24 protein-coding genes are annotated in these 21,608 nt (G+C 68.3%); 17 read left to right on the plus strand and 7 right to left on the minus strand.

Annotated features, from left to right (window positions below):
• Nucleotides 1-10: 10 nt before the first annotated feature.
• Nucleotides 11-1,159, plus strand: a complete 1,149-nt coding sequence (locus tag ACRYJK_RS01055) for a glycosyltransferase family 4 protein (RefSeq protein ID WP_482665741.1) — start codon at nt 11-13, stop codon at nt 1,157-1,159.
• Here the strand turns inward: ACRYJK_RS01055 and ACRYJK_RS01060 are convergent.
• Entirely contained in the window at nt 1,156-1,731 is a 576-nt protein-coding gene (locus ACRYJK_RS01060; RefSeq protein ID WP_482665742.1) for an acyltransferase, read from the minus strand. The two genes, ACRYJK_RS01055 and ACRYJK_RS01060, sit on opposite strands and share 4 nt — an antisense overlap.
• Nucleotides 1,732-2,003: 272 nt before the next feature.
• Here ACRYJK_RS01060 and rpsU point away from each other — a divergent pair, with 272 nt between their 5' ends.
• Nucleotides 2,004-2,210 carry a 30S ribosomal protein S21 gene (gene rpsU, locus ACRYJK_RS01065; protein ID WP_482667362.1) on the plus strand — a complete coding sequence of 69 codons (207 nt, stop codon included), beginning with the start codon at nt 2,004-2,006 and terminating at the stop codon, nt 2,208-2,210.
• A 231-nt stretch (nt 2,211-2,441) separates the two neighbouring features.
• Nucleotides 2,442-2,969, plus strand: coding sequence for an FKBP-type peptidyl-prolyl cis-trans isomerase (locus ACRYJK_RS01070; RefSeq protein WP_482665743.1), 528 nt, complete (start codon nt 2,442-2,444; stop codon nt 2,967-2,969).
• Here ACRYJK_RS01070 and ACRYJK_RS01075 read toward each other — a convergent pair.
• A complete protein-coding gene (locus ACRYJK_RS01075; protein WP_482665744.1) occupies nt 2,884-3,594 on the minus strand; it encodes a GGDEF domain-containing protein in 711 nt (236 codons plus the stop codon). The two genes, ACRYJK_RS01070 and ACRYJK_RS01075, sit on opposite strands and share 86 nt — an antisense overlap.
• A gap of 239 nt (nt 3,595-3,833) precedes the next feature.
• Here ACRYJK_RS01075 and purE point away from each other — a divergent pair, with 239 nt between their 5' ends.
• Genes purE through ACRYJK_RS01110 form a run of 7 tightly spaced genes read left to right on the plus strand, consistent with a single transcriptional unit; the run spans nt 3,834 to nt 10,989 of the window.
• Nucleotides 3,834-4,298, plus strand: a complete 465-nt coding sequence (gene purE, locus ACRYJK_RS01080) for a 5-(carboxyamino)imidazole ribonucleotide mutase (RefSeq protein WP_482667363.1) — start codon at nt 3,834-3,836, stop codon at nt 4,296-4,298.
• Nucleotides 4,295-5,386: a 5-(carboxyamino)imidazole ribonucleotide synthase gene (locus ACRYJK_RS01085; RefSeq protein WP_482665745.1), complete on the plus strand. Its 1,092-nt coding sequence runs from the start codon at nt 4,295-4,297 to the stop codon at nt 5,384-5,386. The genes purE and ACRYJK_RS01085 overlap by 4 nt, the downstream gene beginning before the upstream one ends.
• Nucleotides 5,383-5,880, plus strand: coding sequence for a dihydrofolate reductase (locus tag ACRYJK_RS01090; protein WP_482665746.1), 498 nt, complete (start codon nt 5,383-5,385; stop codon nt 5,878-5,880). Before ACRYJK_RS01085 ends, ACRYJK_RS01090 begins: the two co-directional genes overlap by 4 nt.
• Before the next feature lie 28 nt (nt 5,881-5,908).
• The gene (locus tag ACRYJK_RS01095) at nt 5,909-6,835 is read left to right on the plus strand and encodes a bifunctional riboflavin kinase/FAD synthetase (RefSeq protein ID WP_482665747.1); all 927 of its coding nucleotides are present in this window, start codon (nt 5,909-5,911) and stop codon (nt 6,833-6,835) included.
• Nucleotides 6,836-6,893: 58 nt separating this feature from the next.
• On the plus strand, nt 6,894-10,007 hold the full coding sequence (locus ACRYJK_RS01100) for an isoleucine--tRNA ligase (protein ID WP_482665748.1): 3,114 nt from the start codon (nt 6,894-6,896) through the stop codon (nt 10,005-10,007).
• A complete protein-coding gene (gene lspA / locus ACRYJK_RS01105) occupies nt 10,004-10,546 on the plus strand; it encodes a signal peptidase II (RefSeq protein ID WP_482665749.1) in 543 nt (180 codons plus the stop codon). Before ACRYJK_RS01100 ends, lspA begins: the two co-directional genes overlap by 4 nt.
• Entirely contained in the window at nt 10,543-10,989 is a 447-nt protein-coding gene (locus ACRYJK_RS01110; RefSeq protein ID WP_482665750.1) for a DUF3035 domain-containing protein, read from the plus strand. The genes lspA and ACRYJK_RS01110 overlap by 4 nt, the downstream gene beginning before the upstream one ends.
• A gap of 46 nt (nt 10,990-11,035) precedes the next feature.
• Here the strand turns inward: ACRYJK_RS01110 and glpX are convergent, their stop codons facing one another.
• Nucleotides 11,036-12,007, minus strand: a complete 972-nt coding sequence (gene glpX, locus ACRYJK_RS01115; RefSeq protein WP_482665751.1) for a class II fructose-bisphosphatase — start codon at nt 12,005-12,007, stop codon at nt 11,036-11,038.
• A gap of 80 nt (nt 12,008-12,087) precedes the next feature.
• Here glpX and ACRYJK_RS01120 point away from each other — a divergent pair, with 80 nt between their 5' ends.
• Complete coding sequence (locus tag ACRYJK_RS01120) at nt 12,088-12,534, plus strand: hypothetical protein (protein WP_482665752.1); 447 nt, start codon at nt 12,088-12,090, stop codon at nt 12,532-12,534.
• On the opposite strand, the gene ACRYJK_RS01125 is transcribed toward ACRYJK_RS01120, so the two are convergent.
• On the minus strand, nt 12,531-13,865 hold the full coding sequence (locus ACRYJK_RS01125; RefSeq protein WP_482665753.1) for a homoserine dehydrogenase: 1,335 nt from the start codon (nt 13,863-13,865) through the stop codon (nt 12,531-12,533). The two genes, ACRYJK_RS01120 and ACRYJK_RS01125, sit on opposite strands and share 4 nt — an antisense overlap.
• Entirely contained in the window at nt 13,862-14,701 is an 840-nt protein-coding gene (locus ACRYJK_RS01130) for a hypothetical protein (RefSeq protein WP_482665754.1), read from the minus strand. Before ACRYJK_RS01130 ends, ACRYJK_RS01125 begins: the two co-directional genes overlap by 4 nt.
• Nucleotides 14,702-15,000: 299 nt before the next feature.
• Between ACRYJK_RS01130 and ACRYJK_RS01135 the strand changes: the two genes are divergently transcribed.
• The 5 genes from ACRYJK_RS01135 to ACRYJK_RS01155 all read left to right on the plus strand — a co-directional run bounded on the left by ACRYJK_RS01135 (nt 15,001) and on the right by ACRYJK_RS01155 (nt 18,369).
• The gene (locus ACRYJK_RS01135; RefSeq protein WP_482667364.1) at nt 15,001-15,663 is read left to right on the plus strand and encodes an energy transducer TonB; all 663 of its coding nucleotides are present in this window, start codon (nt 15,001-15,003) and stop codon (nt 15,661-15,663) included.
• A gap of 72 nt (nt 15,664-15,735) precedes the next feature.
• A complete protein-coding gene (locus tag ACRYJK_RS01140; RefSeq protein WP_482665755.1) occupies nt 15,736-16,551 on the plus strand; it encodes a MotA/TolQ/ExbB proton channel family protein in 816 nt (271 codons plus the stop codon).
• Nucleotides 16,552-16,697: 146 nt separating this feature from the next.
• Nucleotides 16,698-17,189, plus strand: a complete 492-nt coding sequence (locus ACRYJK_RS01145; protein ID WP_482665756.1) for an ExbD/TolR family protein — start codon at nt 16,698-16,700, stop codon at nt 17,187-17,189.
• Between the two features lie 30 nt (nt 17,190-17,219).
• Entirely contained in the window at nt 17,220-17,648 is a 429-nt protein-coding gene (locus ACRYJK_RS01150) for an ExbD/TolR family protein (protein ID WP_482665757.1), read from the plus strand.
• A 187-nt stretch (nt 17,649-17,835) separates the two neighbouring features.
• Entirely contained in the window at nt 17,836-18,369 is a 534-nt protein-coding gene (locus ACRYJK_RS01155) for a superoxide dismutase family protein (protein WP_482665758.1), read from the plus strand.
• Nucleotides 18,370-18,426: 57 nt separating this feature from the next.
• On the opposite strand, the gene ACRYJK_RS01160 is transcribed toward ACRYJK_RS01155, so the two are convergent.
• Both ACRYJK_RS01160 and thpR read right to left on the minus strand, forming a co-directional pair.
• A complete protein-coding gene (locus tag ACRYJK_RS01160) occupies nt 18,427-20,037 on the minus strand; it encodes a spinster family MFS transporter (RefSeq protein ID WP_482665759.1) in 1,611 nt (536 codons plus the stop codon).
• A gap of 12 nt (nt 20,038-20,049) precedes the next feature.
• Nucleotides 20,050-20,595 (minus strand): RNA 2',3'-cyclic phosphodiesterase, encoded by a 546-nt coding sequence (gene thpR / locus ACRYJK_RS01165; RefSeq protein WP_482665760.1) that lies wholly within the window; start codon nt 20,593-20,595, stop codon nt 20,050-20,052.
• A 223-nt stretch (nt 20,596-20,818) separates the two neighbouring features.
• Between thpR and ACRYJK_RS01170 the strand changes: the two genes are divergently transcribed.
• A complete protein-coding gene (locus tag ACRYJK_RS01170) occupies nt 20,819-21,553 on the plus strand; it encodes a Bax inhibitor-1/YccA family protein (RefSeq protein WP_482665761.1) in 735 nt (244 codons plus the stop codon).
• Nucleotides 21,554-21,608: the final 55 nt, after the last annotated feature.

Genomic DNA, 21,608 nt, shown 5'->3' on the forward strand with positions numbered 1-21,608 from the left:
GGAGTGACAAGTGCCGCATACCGCTGACTGGCCCGTCGCGACCTGGCGACTGCTGTTCCTTGTCAAATCCATCGCGTCGGAGGGCGGTGGCGCTGAAAAAGTGTTGTCGGTGGTGGCGAGTGCGCTGGCGCGCCGGGGCCATGCCGTCACCGTGGCATCGTTCGACCCGCAAGGGACTACGCCCTTCTACCCCTATGACGCGCGCGTGCAGTTCCGGTCGTTGCACCAGGGCGCGGTCGACCAGCCTGCGACGGTCGCCGACGCGCTACGCCGTATCCCCGCACTCCGCCGGCTGTTGGTCGAGCTCCGTCCGGATTGTGCGATCGGCTTTCTGCACAGCTCGTATGTTTTTCTCGCGATGGCGGCGGTGGGGACCGGCGCTCGGCTGATCGGCAGCGAACATACGGTGCAGGCGCATTATGCGGGGCGACCCGTCGAGTGGGCACTGCTGCGCGCGACGTCGTGGCGCCTGGCGGCGATGACCGCCGTTTCGGAGGCGATGAAGCGCACTTTCCCAGCGTCCATGCAGCGGCGCATGACGGTCATCCCGAACCCGGTCGATGTGCAACCTTCCCAGGAAGGTCAGGTGGTCACAGAGAAGGCGGGGCGGCCTCGCCTGTTATGCGTTGCTGGTCTGCGGCCGGAAAAGGATTTGTCGACGCTGGTCGAGGCCTTTGCGCGGATCGCTCCCGCGCACCCGGACTGGGATCTGCGGATCGTGGGCGAAGGCGCCATGCGGGACGCGCTGGAGGCGCAGGTCGCGGCGGCGGGGCTGGCCGGGCGGGTGACGTTGCCGGGCTCGGTCCGGGAAATTTCGCGCGAATACGGCTCCGCTTCGGCGTTCGTGCTGCCCTCGCTCTACGAAAGTCAGGGCCTTGCGCTCGCCGAGGCGCTGACGGCGGGGCTGCCGAGCGTCGGCTTCGCGGCGTGTGACGGGGTGCGCGACCTGATCGACGATGGACGCAATGGCCTGCTCGCATCCGACACGCCCGACCGGGTGAGCGGCCTCGCCGTCGCGCTTGGGGAACTTCTGAGCAACGACGAACGCCGCGCGGACATGGCACTTTCGGCACGGGACAGCGTCCGAGTCTTCGATGTCGAGCGGATTGCCGCGCAGTGGGAAGCCCTGATCGCGCGGGTCATCGCCCGCGCCGCCTAGACGCGCGTCAGGCGGCCCTCCGCAAGCCGGTAGCGTTCGGCGGTGGCGGGGCATTGGGTTTCGCCGGTGCCTTCGGCGGGGAGGTCGAGCCGTTCGCCGTGGCGGCTGACCCAGCCGATCACGCGGGCGGGCACGCCGGTGACGAGCGCGTGGTCGGGCACGTCGCGGGTGACGACCGCGCCTGCGCCGACGAGTGCGTAGGCGCCGATGGTGACGCCGCAGACGACGGTGCAATTGGCGCCGAGCGAAGCGCCGGCGCGGACGCGGGTTTCGCGATATTCGTCCTTGCGCTCGACCTGCGCGCGCGGGTTGATGACGTTGGTGAAGACTGCGCTCGGCCCGACGAACACGCCATCCTCGAGGATGACCGCGTCGTAGAGCGAGACGTTGTTCTGGACCTTGCAGTGATCGCCCACCACCGCGCGGCTGCCGACATAAACATTCTGGCCGAGCGAACAGGCACGCCCGATCCTTGCGCCAGGAGACACGTGGCTGAAGTGCCAGACCTTGGTGCCTTCGCCGATGTCTGCGCCGTCGTCGATGACCGCGGTGGGATGGGCGAAATAGCTCATGCGCACTCCTCGCGACGCGCTGGGGAGGGGCCGGGGGGCTGCGCGACGACCGGCGGGCGGTAACATCGGCGCAGGGCCACTGCAAACCCGGGCGTGCGGCGGCGTCGGCATGTTGCTTCGCGACGCGCGCTGCGCTAGGTGCGGCGCACGGCACGGAGCGATTCGTGGCGCTCGGGCGTTTGCGTCGGGTCTGTGGGCCGACGCCGAGGCCTCGCTCCGGTGGCTGCGCGACGCGTGGCGAAGTCTATTTTCGAAAGGTGTGTGGCGGTTTTATGCAGATTGTGGTTCGCGAAAACAACGTCGATCAGGCGCTTCGGGCTCTCAAGAAGAAGCTGCAGCGTGAAGGCGTGTATCGCGAGATGAAGCTGCGCCGCCACTATGAGAAGCCAAGCGAGCGTCGTGCCCGTGAGCGCGCTGCCGCGGTGCGTCGCGCGCGCAAGATGGAGCGCAAGCGGCTCGAGCGCGACGGCGTTCGTTAAGCTCGACGACCTGGTCGCCCCCACGGTGGGGCGGCACGGTCATGATGCGGCGTCCCGATCGGGGCGCCGTTCTCGTTTGCGCTGATGGCCAGGAAGGCGCTGGCGTCAGTCCATCGCGCTCTCGCCGGCAAGAGCGGTGGTCGGAAGACCCCCGGCTTGCCCCCGTCGCCGCCACCGCTATAGCGGCGACCGCGGCGCGTGGGTGCGCGCTCGACAAGGAGAAGTGCGTCGATGTCCGCCACGGCTGTTCCGCTGCGACCGGTGAGCAAATCGGGTCTGACATGGCTGTGGGCGGGGCTCGGGCTGCTGATTGCGGCGGCGCTGGCCTATGCCCTTCTCCTGTCGAACCCGGCGCGCATCGGCTTCACCACGGTGCAGGAAGGCACGGGGCGCGCGATCAACGCCGATGACATCGTCCTCGTCAAATATGAAGGCAAGCTCGACAACGGCACGGTATTCGATGCCAACGAACAGGCCCCGCTCGAAGTCGCGGGCGTCGTTCCCGGGTTCCGTCAGGCGCTGATGCGGATGCGGATCGGTGGCCAGTATCGCGTGCGCATCCCCGCAGCACTGGGCTACGGCGACCGGCAGACCGGCGCGATCCCGGCCAACAGCCCGCTCAATTTCACGGTGGAAGTGAAGGACGCGAAGAGCCGGGCGGAAGTCGAACAGCTTATCGCGCAGCAGCGGATGATGCAGCAGATGATGCAGGGGACGCCCGGAGTCGATGGTCCGCAGGGACCGCGGAGTCGTCCATAATCACCTGATATTCGCAGCGGCGGCGGTCACGTTTGGCGGCGTACATGGCGGCGTCGGCGCGTCCGAGCAGATCCTCCGCGCTGTCGTCCCCGTCGATCATGGTGACGCCGAACGAGGCCTTCAGCGCGATCTGGGCCCCGTCGTAGCAGCAGTCGGTATTGTCGATCTGCTCCATCAAGCGGGTGAGTTTGTCCTCCGCCTCCTTTATCGTCACCTGTTCGAGGATGAGCCCGAATTCGTCGCCGCCGATGCGGGCGAGCACGTCGACCGTACGCACCGACGAGGAGATGATCCGCGCGATTTCGATGAGCGCAAAGTCGCCCGCCCCGTGGCCGTGCGTGTCGTTGATGTGCTTGAGGCCGTCGACGTCCACATACACCAGCGCCATGCTGTCGCCATAGCGCGACACGCGGGCGAGACGCTGATGCAGCGCGGACAGGAAGTAACGCCGGTTATGGAGCGGCGTCAGCATGTCGCGTTCGGCGATGCGCTCCATCTCCGCCAGCGCGATCGACAGCGAGCGGTTCTCCCGCCGGAGTGCGGCGTTTTCTTCGCGTAGCAGCGCGAATTCGTCGGCCGACGAACTCCCAGCCTTTGCTACCTCAGACCCCGCTATTGGACGCACCAGCCCCTGCCCAAATCAACCCATCGCAGGCGGGTATAGCAGATAGGCTTAAGGATTGGTTCCCGGCGTAACTTATGTGGAGCGTTCGCCTTGCGAAGCGAGGGCGGGGCTTGCTAGGCGCGATGGGGAGAGAGGGGCAGCGCCATCGGGGCGGCCGCCTGCCGATCGGATCGCGGAGGACAAAGGTGCCCCAGCCGTTGCCACCCACCACCGACCCGCAACCGGCGGTGGCCGTGGTTATGGGCAGCCAGTCCGACTGGGCGACGATGGCGCGCGCGGTCGAGGTGCTGGATGAACTGGGCATCGCCAGCGACGTGCGCATCGTTTCGGCGCACCGCACCCCCGAGCGCATGTATGATTTCGCGCGTGGGGCGGCCGGGGCGGGCTATTCTGTCATCATCGCGGGCGCCGGCGGGGCGGCGCACCTGCCCGGCATGATCGCCGCGCTGACCCGCGTGCCGGTGCTGGGCGTGCCGGTCGAGAGCAAGGCGCTGTCGGGCATGGATTCGCTGCTGTCGATCGCGCAGATGCCCGCGGGCGTGCCGGTGGGGACGCTCGCCATCGGCGAGGCGGGAGCGGCCAATGCCGGCCTGCTCGCCGCAGCGATCCTCGCAACCACCGACGCGGAGCTCGCGCAGCGGCTCGACGCGTGGCGCGGCGCGCGCACGGCGGCGGTGCGTGACCGGCCGGAACGCGCGGGATGAGCCATCAGCCGCTACCCCCCGGTTCGACCATCGGCATTCTCGGCGGCGGCCAGCTCGGCCGGATGCTGGCCATCGCCGCCGCGCAGATCGGATACCGCTGTCATATCTACGCACCCGAAGACGCGCCGGTCGCGGGGAGCGTCGCCGACCGGGTGACGCGGGCGGCGTGGAACGATGAAGCGGCGCTCGACGCTTTTGCCGCCGCGGTCGATGTCGTGACGCTCGAGTTCGAGAATGTGCCGCTGGCGGCGGTGGAGCGGCTGGCGGCGCGCGTGCCGGTTCGGCCGGGCGCGACGAGCCTGCGCATCGCCCAGGATCGCGTCGAGGAAAAGCGCTTCGCGGAAAGCGAAGGGGTGCGGGTCGCCAAATATGCGGTGATCGAGCGCGCCGACGACATCGCACCGGCGCTGACGCGGCTGGGCGGGGCGGGCATCCTCAAGAGCGCGCGCGAGGGATATGACGGCAAGGGGCAGGTGCGGCTTACGTCGTCGGATGACGCGGCGGGCGCATGGGCGGCGATCGGCGAACGCCGGGCCGTGCTCGAGGCGGTGGTGCCGTTCGTCGGCGAGTTTTCGGTGCTGATCGCGCGCTGTCTCGACGAAAATACTGCGCTATGGGAGTGCCCGCAGAACCGTCACGACGGCGGCATTTTAGTGCGCTCGAACGTGCCCGCCGAGTCCGCCGTCGCGCGCCACTGCGCTGCGGCGATCGAGCAATCGATGCGGCTTGCCCACGCGCTCGACCATGTCGGCGTGCTCGCGGTGGAGTGGTTCGCGTGCGAGGACGGCGCGGTGTTCAACGAAATGGCGCCGCGCGTGCACAACAGCGGCCACTGGACGATCGAGGGCGCGGTCACCAGCCAGTTTGAAAACCACATTCGCGCAGTGGTTGGGCTGCCCGTGGGCGCGGCCGATCGCATCGGCACGGCGGTCGAGATGCGCAACCTGATCGGCGACCAAGTCGACCGCTGGCGGGAGCTGTTCGCGGACAGGCAGGCGCACCTCCACCTCTACGGCAAGGGCCATGGCCGGGCCGGGCGCAAGATGGGGCACGTCACCTGGGTGCGCGGGGCGGCGCGGGGGGCATGAACCGGCCGGAGATCGTGCTGCTGCTGGCGCGGGCCGACAATGGCGTGATCGGTCACAACGGCAGGCTGCCCTGGCGCGTCCCCGAAGACCTCCGCCGGTTCAAGCGGCTGACGATGGGGCGGCCGATGATCATGGGCCGCAAGACGTTCGAATCGCTGCCGGGTGTTCTCGAGGGGCGGCGCCACATCGTGCTCACCCGCAATCCCGACTGGAGCGCGGACGGGGCGGAGGTGGTGCACGACGTCGAAGGCGCCCTGCGGCTGGCCAACGCGCCGCATGTGTTCGTGATCGGCGGTGCCGAAATCTACCGCCTGTTCCTGCCGGTGGCCGATCGCATCGAACTGACCGAGGTGCATTGCGCGCCGGAGGGCGATGCCGCCATCGACGCGCCCGATCCGCGGCAGTGGCGCGAGACCGCGCGCGAATCCTTCGCAGCCGAGGAGGGGCGTCCGGCGTTCGAATTCGTGACATTGCTTCGAGCCGATGCCGCCTGACCTTGCGCGCGTGACTGGCCGCCCCCCCTTGATCCTGCATGCGCGCGACACGCTGCCCGCCGAGTTTCGCGGCGGAGCGGTCGCGCTGGGCAATTTCGACGGCTTCCATGCCGGGCATCAGGCGGTGGTGGCGGGGGCCGTCGCCCTCGCGCGGCGGCAGGGCGTGCCAACGATGGTCGCGACCTTCGATCCGCATCCGGTGCGGCTGTTCCGTCCCGATGCACCGCCCTTTCGCCTGACCACCATCGACCAGCGCGCGCGACTGTTTGCCGAGGCGGGGGCGGATGCGACGCTGGTGATCGACTTCAACGGAGCCTTCGCGAGCCTCGACGCCCCCGCATTCGAGCGGCAGTTTCTGATCGAGCGGTTGGCGGTCGCCGGCGTCGTCACCGGTGAGGACTTTGTTTACGGGCGCGGGCGCGGCGGCAATGGCGATACGCTCGCCCGGGCGGCGGAGCGGGGCGGATTCGCCTACACCCGTGTGGCGGCGCTGGCGGATGTGGAGGGGGCGATCTCCTCCAGCCGCATTCGCGAGGCGCTGCGCCGGGGCGATTGCGACTCCGCGACGCGGCTGCTCACCCGACCCTTCGCCATCGAGGGGGTGGTGGAGCATGGCGCGAAGCTCGGGCGGCAGCTCGGTTATCCGACCGCCAACCTCAGTCTCGGCGACTATTTGCGCCCCCGCTACGGCATTTATGCGGTGCGCGCGCGAATGGCGGGGGAGGGGACGTGGCGCCCGGGCGTTGCCAACATCGGCGTCCGTCCGACGATCGAGCCGCCGGTCGAGCTGCTCGAAACCTATCTCTTCGATTTCCGCGGCGACCTCTATGACCGCGCGATGGAGGTGCAGCTGATCGCGCATCTGCGTGACGAGGCGAAGTTCGACGGCCTCGACGCGTTGGTCGAACAGATGCGCCGCGATGAAGCGCAGGCGCGCTCGCTGCTCGGCGCCTGAGCTGCGACGTTGACGGGGGTTTGCGCGAGCGCGCGGCGCCCCTAAAGCGCCGGGCGATATGACTGAAACGCCCGACTATCGCTCCACGGTCTTCCTGCCCGCGACCGACTTTCCGATGAAAGCCGGGCTGCCGCAGAAGGAACCGGGCATTCTCGCGCGGTGGGAGAGCGAGGGGCTGTACCAGCGCATCCGCGAGGCGCGCGCCGGTCGCGACAAGTTCATCCTCCACGACGGCCCGCCCTACGCCAACGGCGCGATCCATATCGGCCATGCGCTGAACCACATCCTCAAGGACATGGTCGTCCGCACGCAGACGCTGCTGGGCAAGGATGCGCCCTACGTCCCCGGCTGGGACTGTCACGGCCTCCCCATCGAATGGAAGGTCGAGGAGCAGTATCGCAAGAAGAAGCTCGACAAGGATCAGATCGACCCCGTCGAATTCCGGGCAGAATGCCGCGCCTATGCGCAGCAGTGGGTGGAGGTGCAGCGCGAACAGCTGAAGCGGCTGGGCGTCAGCGCCGACTGGGACAACCCCTATCTGACGATGGATTATGCCGCCGAGGCGACCATCGTGTCGGAGCTCCTAAAGTTCGCCGAAAGCGGCCAGCTCTACCGCGGCGCCAAGCCGGTGATGTGGAGCCCCGTCGAGAAAACCGCGCTGGCGGAGGCGGAGGTCGAGTATGAGGAGATCGTTTCCACCCAGATCGACGTCGCGTTCGAAATCACAGACTCGCCGATTCCGGAGCTGATCGGCGCTTATGCGGTGGTTTGGACGACCACGCCGTGGACCATCCCGGTCAATCAGGCGATCGCTTATGGGCCGGAGGTTGAGTATGTTTTGCTGCGAGGACTTTCAGTAAACCAAACCGCAATCGTCGGAGCAAATGGGGCACCGCCGTACCCCTTCCACCTTCTTAACCTCTTGGCTGGCAAAAGCTTTCTAGTTGCAAGCGAACTAGTTCAAAACTTTCGCGATCGTCTCGAATCTGCGTTCACCCGCGAGGCCGATGGGATTGCGGCGCCTATCTTGCTCGAAAGTTGGCGCGGTCGGGGAAGTGACCTCGCCGGCACCGTCGCGCGGCATCCGATGGCCGAGCACTTTTCCTCCCCCCTCCCCTTCAGGGGAGGGGCCGGGGGTGGGGTCTCTCCGGCTGGCGCTGAGCAAACCGCGACACCCCACCCCAACCCCTCCCCTGAAGGGGAGGGGTTTGTCGGCATCGACTCCGCCTCCCCCCTCGCCGAATTCTTCCTTCGCCCGCGGCCGTTCCTGCCTGGCGACTTCGTTACGACTGACAGCGGCACGGGGCTTGTCCACATGTCGCCTGACCATGGCGAGGACGATTTCGATCTGTGCAAGGCGCACGGCATCGAACCGGTGTTCGCGGTCGAGGGCGACGGGAAATATCGCGCCGACTGGGCGTGGCTCGGTGGACAGGGGTCGGTCATCAACCCCAAGTTCAACGCGCCCGGTGGGCCGATCTGCTCCGACTTGCGCGCGGCCGGGGCACTGCTGGCGGCGAGTGCCGACTACCGCCACAGCTATCCGCATTCGTGGCGGTCCAAGGCGAAGGTGATCTATCGCTGCACGCCGCAATGGTTCGTGCCGATGGATCGGGAGAGAACCCCTCCACCAGCTTCGCTGACCCCTCTCCCCGGCGGGGCCGGGGAGGATCGATCCTCCCCATCCATGGATGGGGAGGGGGACCATCCGCAGGATGGTGGAGGGGTTCCCACCCTCCGCCAGACCGCGCTGACTGAGATCGACCGCGTGCGCTGGGTGCCGGCGAAGGGGCGCAACCGCATCGCCAGCATGGTGGAGGGGCGGCCCGACTGGGTGCTGAGCCGTCAGCGCGCGTGGGGCGTGCCGATCACGCTGTTCGTCGATCGCCGCACCGGGCAATATCTGGTCGACCCAGAGGTGAACGAACGCATCGTCGCGGCGGTGCGCGAGGGCGGGGTGGACGCGTGGAGCGACGCCAACGCCGCCGCGCTGCTCGGCCCGGAGCGCGACCCCGCGGACTATGAGCGCGTCACCGACATCCTCGACGTGTGGTTCGATTCGGGCTGCACGCACGTTTTCACGCTGGAAAGCGGCCGCTGGCCCGAGCTGCGCTGGCCCGCCGACCTATATCTCGAAGGGAGCGACCAGCATCGCGGCTGGTTCCAGTCGTCGCTGCTGCAAAGCTGTGCCACCCGCGGCCGCGCGCCCTATGACCAGGTGCTGACCCACGGCTTCACGATGGACGCCAAGGGGCTCAAAATGTCGAAGAGCCTCGGCAACACGGTCGATCCATTGAAGGTCATGGAGACGAACGGCGCGGACATCATCCGGCTGTGGGCGCTGTCGGTCGACTATACCGAGGACCACCGCATCGGTGACGAGATCCTGAAAGGGGTGGCCGACCAGTATCGCAAGCTCAGGAACACGTTCCGCTATCTGCTCGGGGCGCTGGCGGGGTTTGACGAGGCGGAGCGGGTCGAGGTCGCGGCGATGCCCGAACTTGAACGTTATGTGCTGGCGCTGCTCGAGCGCGTCGATGCGACGCTGCGGCAAGCGGTCGAGGATTATGACTTCAACCTCTATACCCGCACGCTGATCGACTTCTGCAACAACGACCTTTCGGCCTTCTACTTCGATATCCGCAAGGACAGCCTCTATTGCGACGCGGCGGACGACCCGCGTCGGCGGGCGTGCCGAAGCGTGCTCGATACGCTGTTCCACGCGCTGGTCCGCTACGCCGCGCCGGTGCTGGTGTTCACGAGCGAAGAGGTGTGGGGGATGCGCTACCCCAACGGCGTCAGCGTGCACCTGCTCGAATGGCTCGACCTGCCGAGCGCGGGCGCGGACGACATGTTCATCGCGCGGTGGAATGCCATCCGCGGGCTGCGCACCGAGGTCAACGAAGCGATCGAGCCGCTGCGCCGGGACAAGGTGCTGGGTTCCGGCCTCGAGGCCGAGGTGACGCTGCCGGGCGACGCCAGCGGCACGGCGGGGGCGACCGACCTCTCCGAGATGTTCATCACCGCCGCGGTCGTTCCGGGGAGCGGCGAAGCGGTGACGATCCGCCGCACTGACGACGCAAAATGCGGTCGCTGCTGGCGGCATCGGCCGGAGGTTCCGGCGGACGGCGGCTTGTGCGAGCGGTGCGCGACGGTATTGAGCACGGCGTGACCGACCGCCGCCGCCTCTCCGCGCCCGCGCTGGGCTTTGGCCTTGCCGCCGTCATCGCGCTGGTCGACCAGATCGTGAAATGGGTCATCGTCTATCCGCTGTCGCTGGAGACGATCGGCCAGATCCGGCTGGTGTCGTTCTTCGACCTCACCTTCATGCGCAATTTCGGGGTGAGCTTTGGCGCGCTGTCGGCGAGCACCGACACCGGGCGCTGGCTGCTGGTGGCGCTGACCGCCGGGATTGCCATCGCCATCGCGGTGTGGCTGCGGCGGGAACGGGTGCGCGCCGATGCGATCCCCTTGGGGATGATCCTCGGCGGGGCGATCGGCAACATCATCGACCGCGCGCGGCTGGGCTATGTCATCGATTATGCCGACCTGCATTTCGGCGAGTTTCGACCGTTCGCCATCTTCAATGTGGCGGATGCCGCGATCAGCATCGGCGTGCTGCTTTTGATTGCGCGCTCGCTGCTGGTGCGCGACAAGGATGCCAACACCGGCGCGGCCACCCCCCGCGCGACAGAGGAAGTGACCCGATGAACTCCAAGTCCACCGCTGCGCTGATCGCGCTGACCGGCGCTGCGACGCTGTTGACGGCGTGCGGTTCGACCGGCCTCTTTTCCCGCAGTCGTCCCGACGAATTCGCGGTGACGCGCGCGGCGCCGCTGGTGATCCCGCCGGATTACGGACTGCAGCCGCCGCAGCCCGGCGCGCCGCAGCCGACGCAGAACAATACCGCCCAGGAAACGCTGCGCGCGCTGTTCGGCGGTCCGGCCCCGCGCAGCCAAGTCGAAACGTCGATGCTGAACGCGATCGGCCGGTCGGAAGACGGCATCCGCTCGAACGTCGGCGATCCAGCGACGGCGGTGGTCGACAAGGGCACCGTCACCCGCGACATTCTGGCCGCACCGGTGGGCGCGGGTCAGAGCGCGCGTGCGGTGGCTGGCGCTGTCGCTGCGCCGGCGACGCCGACCGCAGGCTGACACGGGCCGCGGGCGCGGCGGCGGACCGCCGCACCCGGCTACTTCCTCAGTCGCGAAACACGCTCGAGACGCGGCGCACGGTGCCGCTCGACGCGCGCATGACGATGCTTTCGGTGGTCGTGCTGCCGTCGCGGCGGCGCTTGACCCCGTCGAGCAGCGATCCGTCGGTGACCCCCGTCGCGGCGAAGATCACGTCGCCCTTGGCCAGCTCTTCCAGATCATAGACGCGGTCGAGGTCGTCGATACCCCATTTCGCCGCACGCGCCCGCTCATCATCGTTGCGGAACAGCAGCCGGCCCTTGAACTGCCCGCCCACGCACCGCAGCGCCGCCGCCGCGAGCACGCCCTCGGGTGCGCCGCCCGAACCCATGTAGAGGTCGATGGTGGTGTCGGGGTCGGTGGTCGCGATGACACCGGCAACGTCGCCATCGGGGATGAGCATGATGCCGCACCCCATGCTCCGCAGTTCGGCGATGATGTCGGCGTGACGCGGGCGGTCGAGCACGCAGACAATGACGTCCGACGGCTCCACGCCCTTGGCGGCGGCGATCGCCTCGACATTGCCGCGCACGCCCTTGTCGAAGCCGATCGTACCGGCGGGGTAGCCCGGCCCGCAGGCGAGCTTGTCCATGTAGACGTCGGGCGCGTTGAGGAGGCCGCCCTCCTCGGCAATCGCCAGCACCGCGAGCGCGTTGGGACCGGCTTTGGCGGTGATGGTCGTGCCTTCGAGCGGGTCGAGCGCGATGTCGATGCGCGGGCCGCTGTCCTGCGCCCGGCCAACCTTTTCGCCGATATAGAGCATCGGCGCCTCGTCGCGTTCGCCCTCGCCGATGACCACGGTGCCGTCGATGTCGAGCTCGTTGAGTGCGGCACGCATCGCTTCGACCGCAGCATGGTCGGCGGCCTTTTCATCGCCGCGACCGATCAGTTCCGACGCGCCGATCGCGGCCGCTTCGGTGACGCGCACCATTTCGAGCACCAGCACACGGTCGAGAATCGAGCTTGCCTCGGTTGGCATCGGCGGACATCCTTGTTCGATCAGGGAAAACGGGTTCGCGCGCCCGTTAGGCGAGGGGGATGCCCGTGTCGAGCCGACCGATGATCCGTAGCCTGGCCCGCCCGTTGCCACCGGCGATCGCCGCGCCGCTGCTGTTGGCGGGGAGCGCCGCGCTGGCGCAGAGCGAACCGCGTCCCACCGCGCAGGCACTGGTCGAGCAGGCGCGACAGCTGGGGCGCTCCGGCCAGTGCCGACCGGGCGACGTCGCGGCCAATGGCGACATCCTCGTCTGCGGTCGCGCCGAGCCGCAGGGGCTGCCGCTGCCGGAGATTGCCGGCCCGCGTCTCGCTCAGACCGACGGCGCGGCGGTGGATCCGAGCGGCGTACCCTGCGCCGACAGCGGCGGCGTGCGCGACTGCTTTGCGGGCATCAACATCCCGCAAATTGCCATCGGGGCAGTGAATGTCGTCCGCTCGCTGATCGACCCCGACCGCAATCTGGGGGAGGGCGGGCGAATCCCGCGCCGTATTCGCGGCAGCAATCGCTAGAGCGCGAGGATCGGCATCACCATTGGCGGCGCCAGCAGGCTGGCGGATGAAGACAGGCGCGCGACCACATCGTCGATGCAGCTTGCAGCGCCCGAATGCGTGACCATCGCCAGCAGCGCGCTGCCCTCACCGTGCACGCGCTGGTGGAAGCTCTCCACCGAAACGCCGGCGTCGCGCATCGCCGTCGCAATCTCCGCCAGCACACCGACGCGGTCGGCGACGATCATGCGGACATAGGTTTTGCCGACCCAAGTCCCCGCATCGGCGACGGGCAGGGCCTCCAGCGCGTCGACCGGCATGGCGAAAGCGGGGCCATATTCGTCGCGCGCCACGTCGATGAGGTCGGCGACGACCGCGCTCGCCGTCGGACCCGCGCCGGCGCCGGCGCCCTCGAGGAACAGCCGCCCCACGAAATTCCCTTCCGCCACCACCGCATTGAGCGCGCCGGGGACATACCCCAGCGGGTGGTCGGCGGGGACGAGGCAGGGCCCGACCCGCTGCGCCAGCCCGGCCGGCCCTTGCTCCGCCCAGCCGATCAGGCGCACGCGGTGGCCGAGCGCGTGCGCTTCGGCGATGTCGGCGGCGGTGACATCGCGAATCCCGCGCGTCGTCACCGCACCGAGGTTCACCTGCGAGCCGAAGCAGATCGCGGCGAGGATACTTAGCTTGTGCGCGGTGTCATGACCGTCGATGTCGGTCGATGGGTCGGCTTCGGCGTAGCCCAGCGCCTGCGCCTCGGCGAGCGCGTCGGCAAAGTCGAGCGGCACGCCCTGCTCGCGCGCGGCCTCCATCCGGGTCAGGATGAAATTGCAGGTGCCGTTGAGGATGCCGTAGACGCGGTCGATACGATTGGCCGACGCGCCCTCGCGCAGCGCCTTGATGACCGGAATGCCGCCCGCGACCGCAGCCTCGAACTTGAGCGGAACGTCGCGCGCATCAGCGCTCGCGGCGAGGCGCATGCCGTGCCGGGCAAGCATCGCCTTGTTGGCGGTGATGAGCGGCTTGCCCGCCGCGAGCGTCGCTTCGGCCAGCCCCAGCGCCGCCCCCTCCGCCCCGCCGATCACCTCGATCACCGCGTCCACGTCGGCGCGTGCGGCGAGAGCGGCGGCGTCTCGCTCGAACGGAACGCCGCGTGTGTCGACGCAGCGCTCCGCAGCCGGATCGCGCGCACTGACGGCGGCAAGCGCGATCGGGCGGCCGGCGCGCCGCTCGATCAGCGCGGCGTTCTCCCGCAACAGCGCGATCACGCCGCAGCCGACCGTGCCGAGCCCGGCGACGGCGACCCGCAGCGGCGCTTTCGACGGAGCGGCGCCCCCCCGCGCTGGACTCATCGGCTCGCGTCGCAGGGACCGAGTGCGGACCGAACGAGCGCGTAATCCGCCGCCACGGCGCTCCGCTCGGCCGGGCCGAGATCGACCATCGCCGCATCCGGCACGATGTCGGGGAGTCCGCAGGCGAGGCGGTACCAGGCGATGGTGCGGCGCTCGGGGGCGCGTGCGGCTTCGTCGATGACCTCGCCGAAAGCGACCGACCAGGCGGGCGCCAGCCCGGGGCGGCGCACGACGCCGAGCGAGACGGGTGCGCCGTCGGCGGTGCGCAGGAACAGCTGCGTCTCACTCTCGCCCGCGACCGTGCCCTGAGTATGAAAGGCCTGGGTGATGCCGGTTACCACCGGCGGCACGGGGCCGCTCGTGCGCTCGGCGAGGATTGCGGACAATGTGGCGTCGGTCGCCGGATCGGCGGGCATCAGCGCGTCGGGCGCGACCAGCTGCAGCACATCCGCGCGTGCCGGCGTGGTCGCAAAGGCAAAAAAGCGCGCACGGTTGAGCCGCACCATGCGCCCCCGCGGGTCGGCCGGCACGTCCGCGATCAAGCGCACCCGTTGCGCGACCGGCACCGCGGCGAAGCGCACCGCCACCACGTCTGCCTCGATCGCAGCACGGACGCGGCCGGGAAGCGCGGTCTGCGGCAAGGCTTCGGCGCGGCGCACGCTCAGCTCGACGATAGCCGGCGCGTCGGCCGCCCAGCGGGCGACGTCGGCGTAGCTGCCGGGCGCCGCGCTGCCGATTTCCGCCACCGGCTGGGCTGGGCCTTGCGCGATTGCCGCACAACCGGCGATCGCCAACGCACTCACCGCCGCCGCGTGCACAACCAGCCGTCTCGTCATTCCATCCTGCTCCACGTTTCCGGGCAATTTTCGACCTTCAGGGCGAGGTAGCGCCAAGCTCGCACCGCGTCGAGAAAGCGTTTGCGGAAGGTCCAAGGCGGCGATAGTAACGTGAATCGAAGCCGAAAAGGCACGAGGAAGGGGTTCGGGTCGAGATAGCGGTTCCGCGCAAGCGGCACCGCGTTTTGCACCGACGCTCCGACACCCAGATTTCGAGGCGCAGGCTATGCGCCCGACACGTAAAGGAGTGTGGTTGCGGGATGGCTTATGGTGATAGGGTCGACCCAACCTCCAGGGTTGTGTCGTTGGTTCTTGTCGGCATCGTCACCGCCCTGCTCGGCTGGTTGCTGATCAGCGGCATGGCGATTCAGGCCGTCAAGCAGATCGCGGAAAAGGTGAACGCGGTGAACGTGGAAGAACCGCCGCCGCCGCCCCCGGAGGAACCACCGCCCCCGCCGCCGGACACGAAGCTGCCGCCGCCGCCGCCGGTCGTGATCCCGCGCTCTCCGATCAAGACGGTGTCGCCCAACGTCATCCGTGACTCGACGCCGACGCCGCCGCCGCCGTCACCGCCGACGATGACGGCCACGCCGCAGCCGCCGGCGCCGCCGGCCCCGCCCGCGCCGCCGCCCCCGCCGCCTCCGCCGCCGCCTGCGGTCGACAAATCGCGTGCCGTTCGCTCGCAGGGCAATGAAGCGCGCTGGGTGACCACCGACGACTATCCCTCGTCGGCGTTGCGTGAAGAGGCGCAGGGCACGACCGGGACCAGCCTGTCGATCGGTGCGAACGGGCGGGTGACCAACTGTTCGGTCACGTCGTCGAGCGGGAACAGTGCGCTCGATGCGGCTGCCTGTCGTTATCTGACGCAGCGTGCCCGGTTTGAACCGGCGCTCGATCGCGAAGGCAACCCGACGACGGGCACTTTTTCGAAGCGCGTGGTCTGGCGTCTGCCGGCCAACTGAGCCATCAACCAGTTACCGTCCCCGTCGGCTGCGCGCCGCGTGTGACACGATAATCGAGAGGGAAGGACACGCATGACCATCAATCTCTTCGCGGCCGCCGCCGGCGCTGCCGAAGCCGAGAACAAGTACGGGTTCGTCGCGGCAATGCGCGAAGGCGGCCCGGTGACCTGGGCGACCTTCACCGTGCTGCTGCTGATGTTCATCGGCTCGCTCTACATCCTGTTCACCAAGCTGTTCGAGCAGAACCGCGTGATGAAGCAGGGCCGTGAAGTTCAGCAGAGCTTCTGGCGTCACAACTCGCTCATCGACGGCATGAACAAGCTCGAGCGGGACAGCGCCTATCGCCAGGTGGTCGAGGATGGCCTTCGCGCGCAGCAGGACCACGGCAAGCTCAGCGATCCGGTCGAAGCGCATGACTGGATGCACGGCACGATGGAGCGTTCGCAGAACCTCGTGAACTCGAAGCTCAACAGCGGCCTGTCGTTCCTTGCGTCGGTCGGGTCGACCGCTCCGTTCGTCGGACTGTTCGGCACCGTGTGGGGCATTCTCCAGGCGCTCGTGAAGATCGGTGCGTCGGGTCAGGCGTCGATCGACACCGTCGCCGGTCCGGTCGGTGAAGCGCTGATCATGACCGCCATCGGTCTGGTCGTCGCGGTGCCGGCAGTGCTTGCGTACAACTGGCTGCAGGCGCGCAACAAGGTGATCGCCCGCAACCTGTCGACCTTCTCGAACGACGTGCTCGGCTACATCATGTCGAACGGCCGCGTCCGTCCGGCGATGGCGAGCGCGACGGCGACCACCGGGTCGCCGCCGGCTGCGACCACGACCGGCACCGCCGCTTCGCCGACGGCCCGTCCGGCGCAGGTGGGCAGCACGCCGCGCACCTGATCTCCTGTGGCGGCCGATTGGCAGGGCGGGTCATCCGCACCTCGCCAATCGGCCCCGCACCGGGGCGTCGCCGGTCCGCGATACGGCAACGCGACGTCTGAAGATTTCAGGTGGGCCACCGCCCGCCTCATCAGGAACGAACAACCATGGCCATGAGTGTGGGAGAGGGCGGCGGCGAAGACGCCCCGATGAACGAAATCAACACCACGCCGCTCGTCGACGTGATGCTGGTGCTGCTCATCATCTTCCTGATCACCGTCCCGGTGGTGCTCGACACGGTGGAGGTCAACCTTCCCGAAGTCGTGTCCGAGCCGACGACGACGAAGCCCGAGAACGTGCTTCTCACGATCCGGTCGCCTGACAACAATCAGTGTGAAGTCTATTGGGGTCAGACGCTGGTCGATTCCGAGCGCCTGCTCGACATGAGCAAGACGCGACTTGACGAACTGCTGGCGCGCATCGGCGGTCCGGACAATGTCACCGAGGACAATATGCCCGAAGTGCATATTCGCGGCGACGTCGACACGCCGTGGAAATGCATCGGCGGCGCGATCTACACGATGCAGTTCGCTGGCTTCCAGAAGGTCGGCTTCATTTCGCAGCCAGCGCCCGGTTCGGCGACGCTGGGCCGCCTCTAAACCCGCAGCTGATTTGAAAGGATAGCCGCAATGGCCATTTCCATGGGTGGCGGGGGTGCCGAAGCACCGATCGGCGATATGAACACCACGCCGCTGATCGACGTGATGCTGGTGCTGCTGATCATGTTCATCATCACCATTCCGATTCAGACTCATGCGGTGAAGGTCGACCTGCCGGTCCCGCCTGACGTGCCGGTCAACGCCCCGGATCCGGTGAAGAACAAGATCTACATCTCGCCCGAAGGCGTGGTGAACTGGAACGGAAATCCGGTGAACATGACCCAGCTCGCCGACCTGCTGCAGCAGACGGCGACGATGCAGCCGGCACCGGAACTGCAGCTCGAGCCCGACCCGCAGTCGCGCTATGTCGTGACGGACCAGGTGATCGACGTGATCAAGCGTGCGGACGTCCCGTCGCTGGGCTTCGTCGGCAACGAGCGATACGCGCGGGCGTTCTGACGCGGGTTGGAGGACGCTTCGTCGGGAGCGCGTTCATCTGTTATCGCCGAGAGGGGGTCGGATTTCCGGCCCCCTTTGTCGTTGGCCGGCGGCGATTCGCCTGCAGCAGCTTCTCTCCCTCCATCCGAGGCAACGTTGAGGGCGCGCACGCGTTGATCGATACACTTGCAGGGATGGAGTCTGGATCGTGCGTCAGGCAGTTATGAAATTCGCGGTGGCCGCGGTCGCGGTCGTGGGACTGAGCGGCTGCGTCACCGGCTACGGCAGTGATCGTAACACGCTCGCCAACGGCACCTTCATCGATACGATGGGCCGCAGCGTGGGGACGGTTCGGCTGGCCCAGGCTCCGAGCGGCGGCATGTGGCTGACGACGGACGTGCGCATGGCGCCCGGCACCTATGGCATCCACGTCCATCAGGTCGGGCGTTGCGAGCGGCCGGGTTTCACGAGCGCGGGCGCCCACTGGAATCCGACGACCCGTCAACATGGGCGGCTCAACCCACAGGGGAGCCATCATGGCGACCTCCCCAACCTCGTCGTTGGCGGCGATGGGCGCGGTCAACTCTCCTCCGCGCTGGTCGGTTCGGTGAGCGGTTTCGACGGTGTCCTCGACGCCGACGGCGCGGCCGTGGTGATCCACGCCCGGCCGGACGACGAACGCACCGACCCGGCCGGCAACAGCGGTGATCGCATCGCCTGCGCTGTGCTCACCCGGCGCTGAGCTTCAGCGCCTAGGTGGGGCGGCGTCCGAGCTGCGATGCCCCGCCGACCTTCGTGATCAGGCCGCGCGAGCGAGCGCGGCCTGACGCCGCAGCGCTGCCGGCACGAGCTTCCAGGCCATGATCAGCGCGACAAGGCCAAGCGGCACGATGGCATAGGTCGACCGCACGCCGAACGACAGGTCGCCGCCGTTCGCCTTGCTGACGGCGCCGGCAATATACGGTCCGAGCGCAAGGCCGATCAGCGTGGTCGCGAGGAAGAAGGTGGCGGTTGCCGTACCCCGCATACGCGGCAGGACGAGGTCCTGCGTGGTCGCCGCCGCGGCTCCAAGCGCCGAGCTGGCCAACACGGTGGCGATCGCGTTGAGGATGATAAAGCGCGTGAAGTCGCCTGATCCGGCAACGGCTTCGGTGCTGAACGCCGCCCAGGCGAACGGCAGAGGCGCGAGGAGGCCGAACAGAACGACGAGGATCCGGCCCGCCTCGAACCGCTTGAGGAGGAGGTCGGACATGCGGCCGCCGAGGATAACACCTAGGAACCCTGCTGCCGCAGCGGTGCCGCCGACCCACAGGCCCACCGCGCCGGCGGGCTCGCCGAGCGTGCTGCGGGCATAGACCGGGGCGAAGGCGGAGGTCGCGTAGTTTACGAAGGCGACGGTGCCGTAGCCGACGATCGTCGCGAGAAACGCGGGCGAGCGCCAGATCATTGCGAAGGTTTCGGCATCGCGCGCGCGCAACGACGTCGCCCAGCTATAGACAGCGTAATAGCCAAAAGCGACGCAGGCCCATTGCAATGCGTCCCCGGTCCATTGTGCCAGCAGCCACGCCGCGGCTGCCAGTGCTGCGGCGACAGCGAGGTTGGCGATCAGCGCGCCGGCACCGCGCCGCCCCGCGCTGAGCAGCGTGAGCGGCGGGACCACGGCGTAAAGCTCGTCGAAAAAGCCGCGGAACGGCGCAGGCGACGGCGGTGTGGGGATGCCGTCGACGGCGCCGCGCACGGGCTCGCGCAACGTCGCGACCCATGCCGCGAGCAGCAGCCCCGGCACCCCGACGGCGAGGAATGCCGCTTGCCATCCGACCAGCCCCATCGGCCCGCCCGCCGGGTAGGCAAGGTTCCAGCGTTCGACGATGACGCCGCCGATCATCAGCGAAATCCCCGCGCCCAAGTAGAGGCCGGCCGAGTAAATCGCGAGCGCGGTTCCGCGCAGCCGCCTCGGGAACAGGTCGGAGATGAGCGAATAAGCGGACGGGCTCGCCGTTGCCTCGCCGACGCCCACCCCCATCCGCGCGAGGCCAAGCTGGGTGCCGGTCTTGGCAAGGCCCGACAGCGCGGTCATCCCCGACCACAGCGCGAGGCCCACCGACAACAACCGAACGCGCTTCCATTCGTCGGCGAGACGCCCGAGCGGAATGCCGAACAGCGCGTAGAAGACCGCGAAGGCTGTGCCGTAGAGGAAGCCAATGTCCGCGTCCGAGAGGCCAAGGTCGCGCTTCAGGTCGGGCGCGAGGATGGTGATGATCTGCCGGTCGATGAAATTGAGGACATAGACGAGGAACAGGATGCCGAGCGCATACCAGGCATAGGGCGATGCCTTCGCCTCCTCCGGCGGCACCACCGGGGCAGGGGCGTCGTGGTCGGCGGGGGGCAGATGGTCGGTGCGCGCGTTCATCGGCGCCGTGTATCAGCTTCGCCGCGGCAGGGAAGCGTCGTAGCGCGCCAGCTCGTCATAGCGCGCGCCGTCCGGGTGGAGCTGGCTCGCGTAAAGGCGGAAGTCGCGCACGGACCAGGGGGGCGCGGTGAAATTGCGGTTGGCCGCGAGCCACGCTTCGCTGGAGCCGGACTCGCGCGACAGGCGCGCGACGGTGACGTGCGGTACGAAGCGCCGCCTCTCGACGGCAAGCCCCGCTCGCCGCACCGCATGTGCGACGCGACCTGCCAGATCGGACAGCATGTCGGAGGGGGCGACGGCAGCGTAGAGCGCGCCCCCTGCTTGTCGCTCGAACCGGCCGACCGACGCTAGCGCGAGGTCGAACGGCGCGAAGGCAATCGCGCCCAGCGCGTCATGCAGCAACGCCGCCTCCCGCTCCGGAACGTCGCCGAGGAAGGCGAGCGTGAGGTGCAGTTGCGCGTCATTCTGCCACCGCGCCCGGTCCACCGACCCGCGCGCGAGCTGGAGCAGGGCTTCACGAACGTCCGAAGGCGGGCGAAGAGCGACGAAAACGCGCATGGCGGTATGTTGGTCGCGCGCGGGCTCCTCGGCAAGTCCGCGGACCCGCCCGTCTTTCGCTCACTCCGACCGGAGCCCGGCGGGCTAGGGCTCTCTATCGGAAATGTCGCGGTGCCCCCGGTCCTAAACCGGGCCAGCGCCCTTGAATTCCCCAGGGGCGGCGGCATATTTGCAGGGAGAGGCGTTGGCGGGATCGCTGGCGCGAATGATGGAGAGACGCACGATGGCCATCTGGTCAGACCCTAGCGGCCCGACCACCACGGTCCGTCCGGACCTGCGGCACGACGCGCTGCCCGCGGATGCGGGGCTGCGGCGGTACATGCTGCAGGTTTACAACTATATGGCGTCGGGGGTGCTGTTGACCGGCATCGTCGCGATGCTGTTTGCGAACAGTGACTTCGGTCAGCAGGTGATGCTGAACGGTGGTGCGCTGCGCTGGGTGATCATCCTCGCCCCGCTGGCGTTCGTGATCGCGCTCAGCTTCGGCGCGATGCGCATGTCGGTCGGCGCGATGCGGATGACCTTCTGGGCGTTCGCGATCGTCATGGGCCTGTCGATGTCGACGGTGTTCATGGTCTACACCGGCGCTTCGATCGCTGCGGCGTTCTTCTCGGCGGCGGCGGCGTTTCTGGGGCTGAGCCTCTACGGCTACACCACCAAGCGGGACCTCAGCGGTTTCGGCACGTTTTTGGTGATGGGCGTGATCGGCCTGCTGGTGGCCATGCTGATCAACATGTTTGTGGGGTCGGGACCGATGGCGCTGGTCATCTCGGTCATCGGTGTGCTGCTGTTCGCGGGGCTCACCGCCTATGACACGCAGAAGATCAAGCAGACCTATTATGCGGTCGCGGGGTCGGACTTTGCGGGCAAGGCGGTCGTGCTCGGTGCGCTGACGCTTTACCTCGACCTCATCAACATGTTCACCTTCCTGCTCAACCTGATGGGCAGCCGCGACTGATCGGTCGCTGGTGAAGCAAGCGAAGACCCCGGCGGAGCGATCCGCCGGGGTCTTT

It is taken from the genome of Sphingomonas sp. BLHR8, from assembly GCF_056821725.1.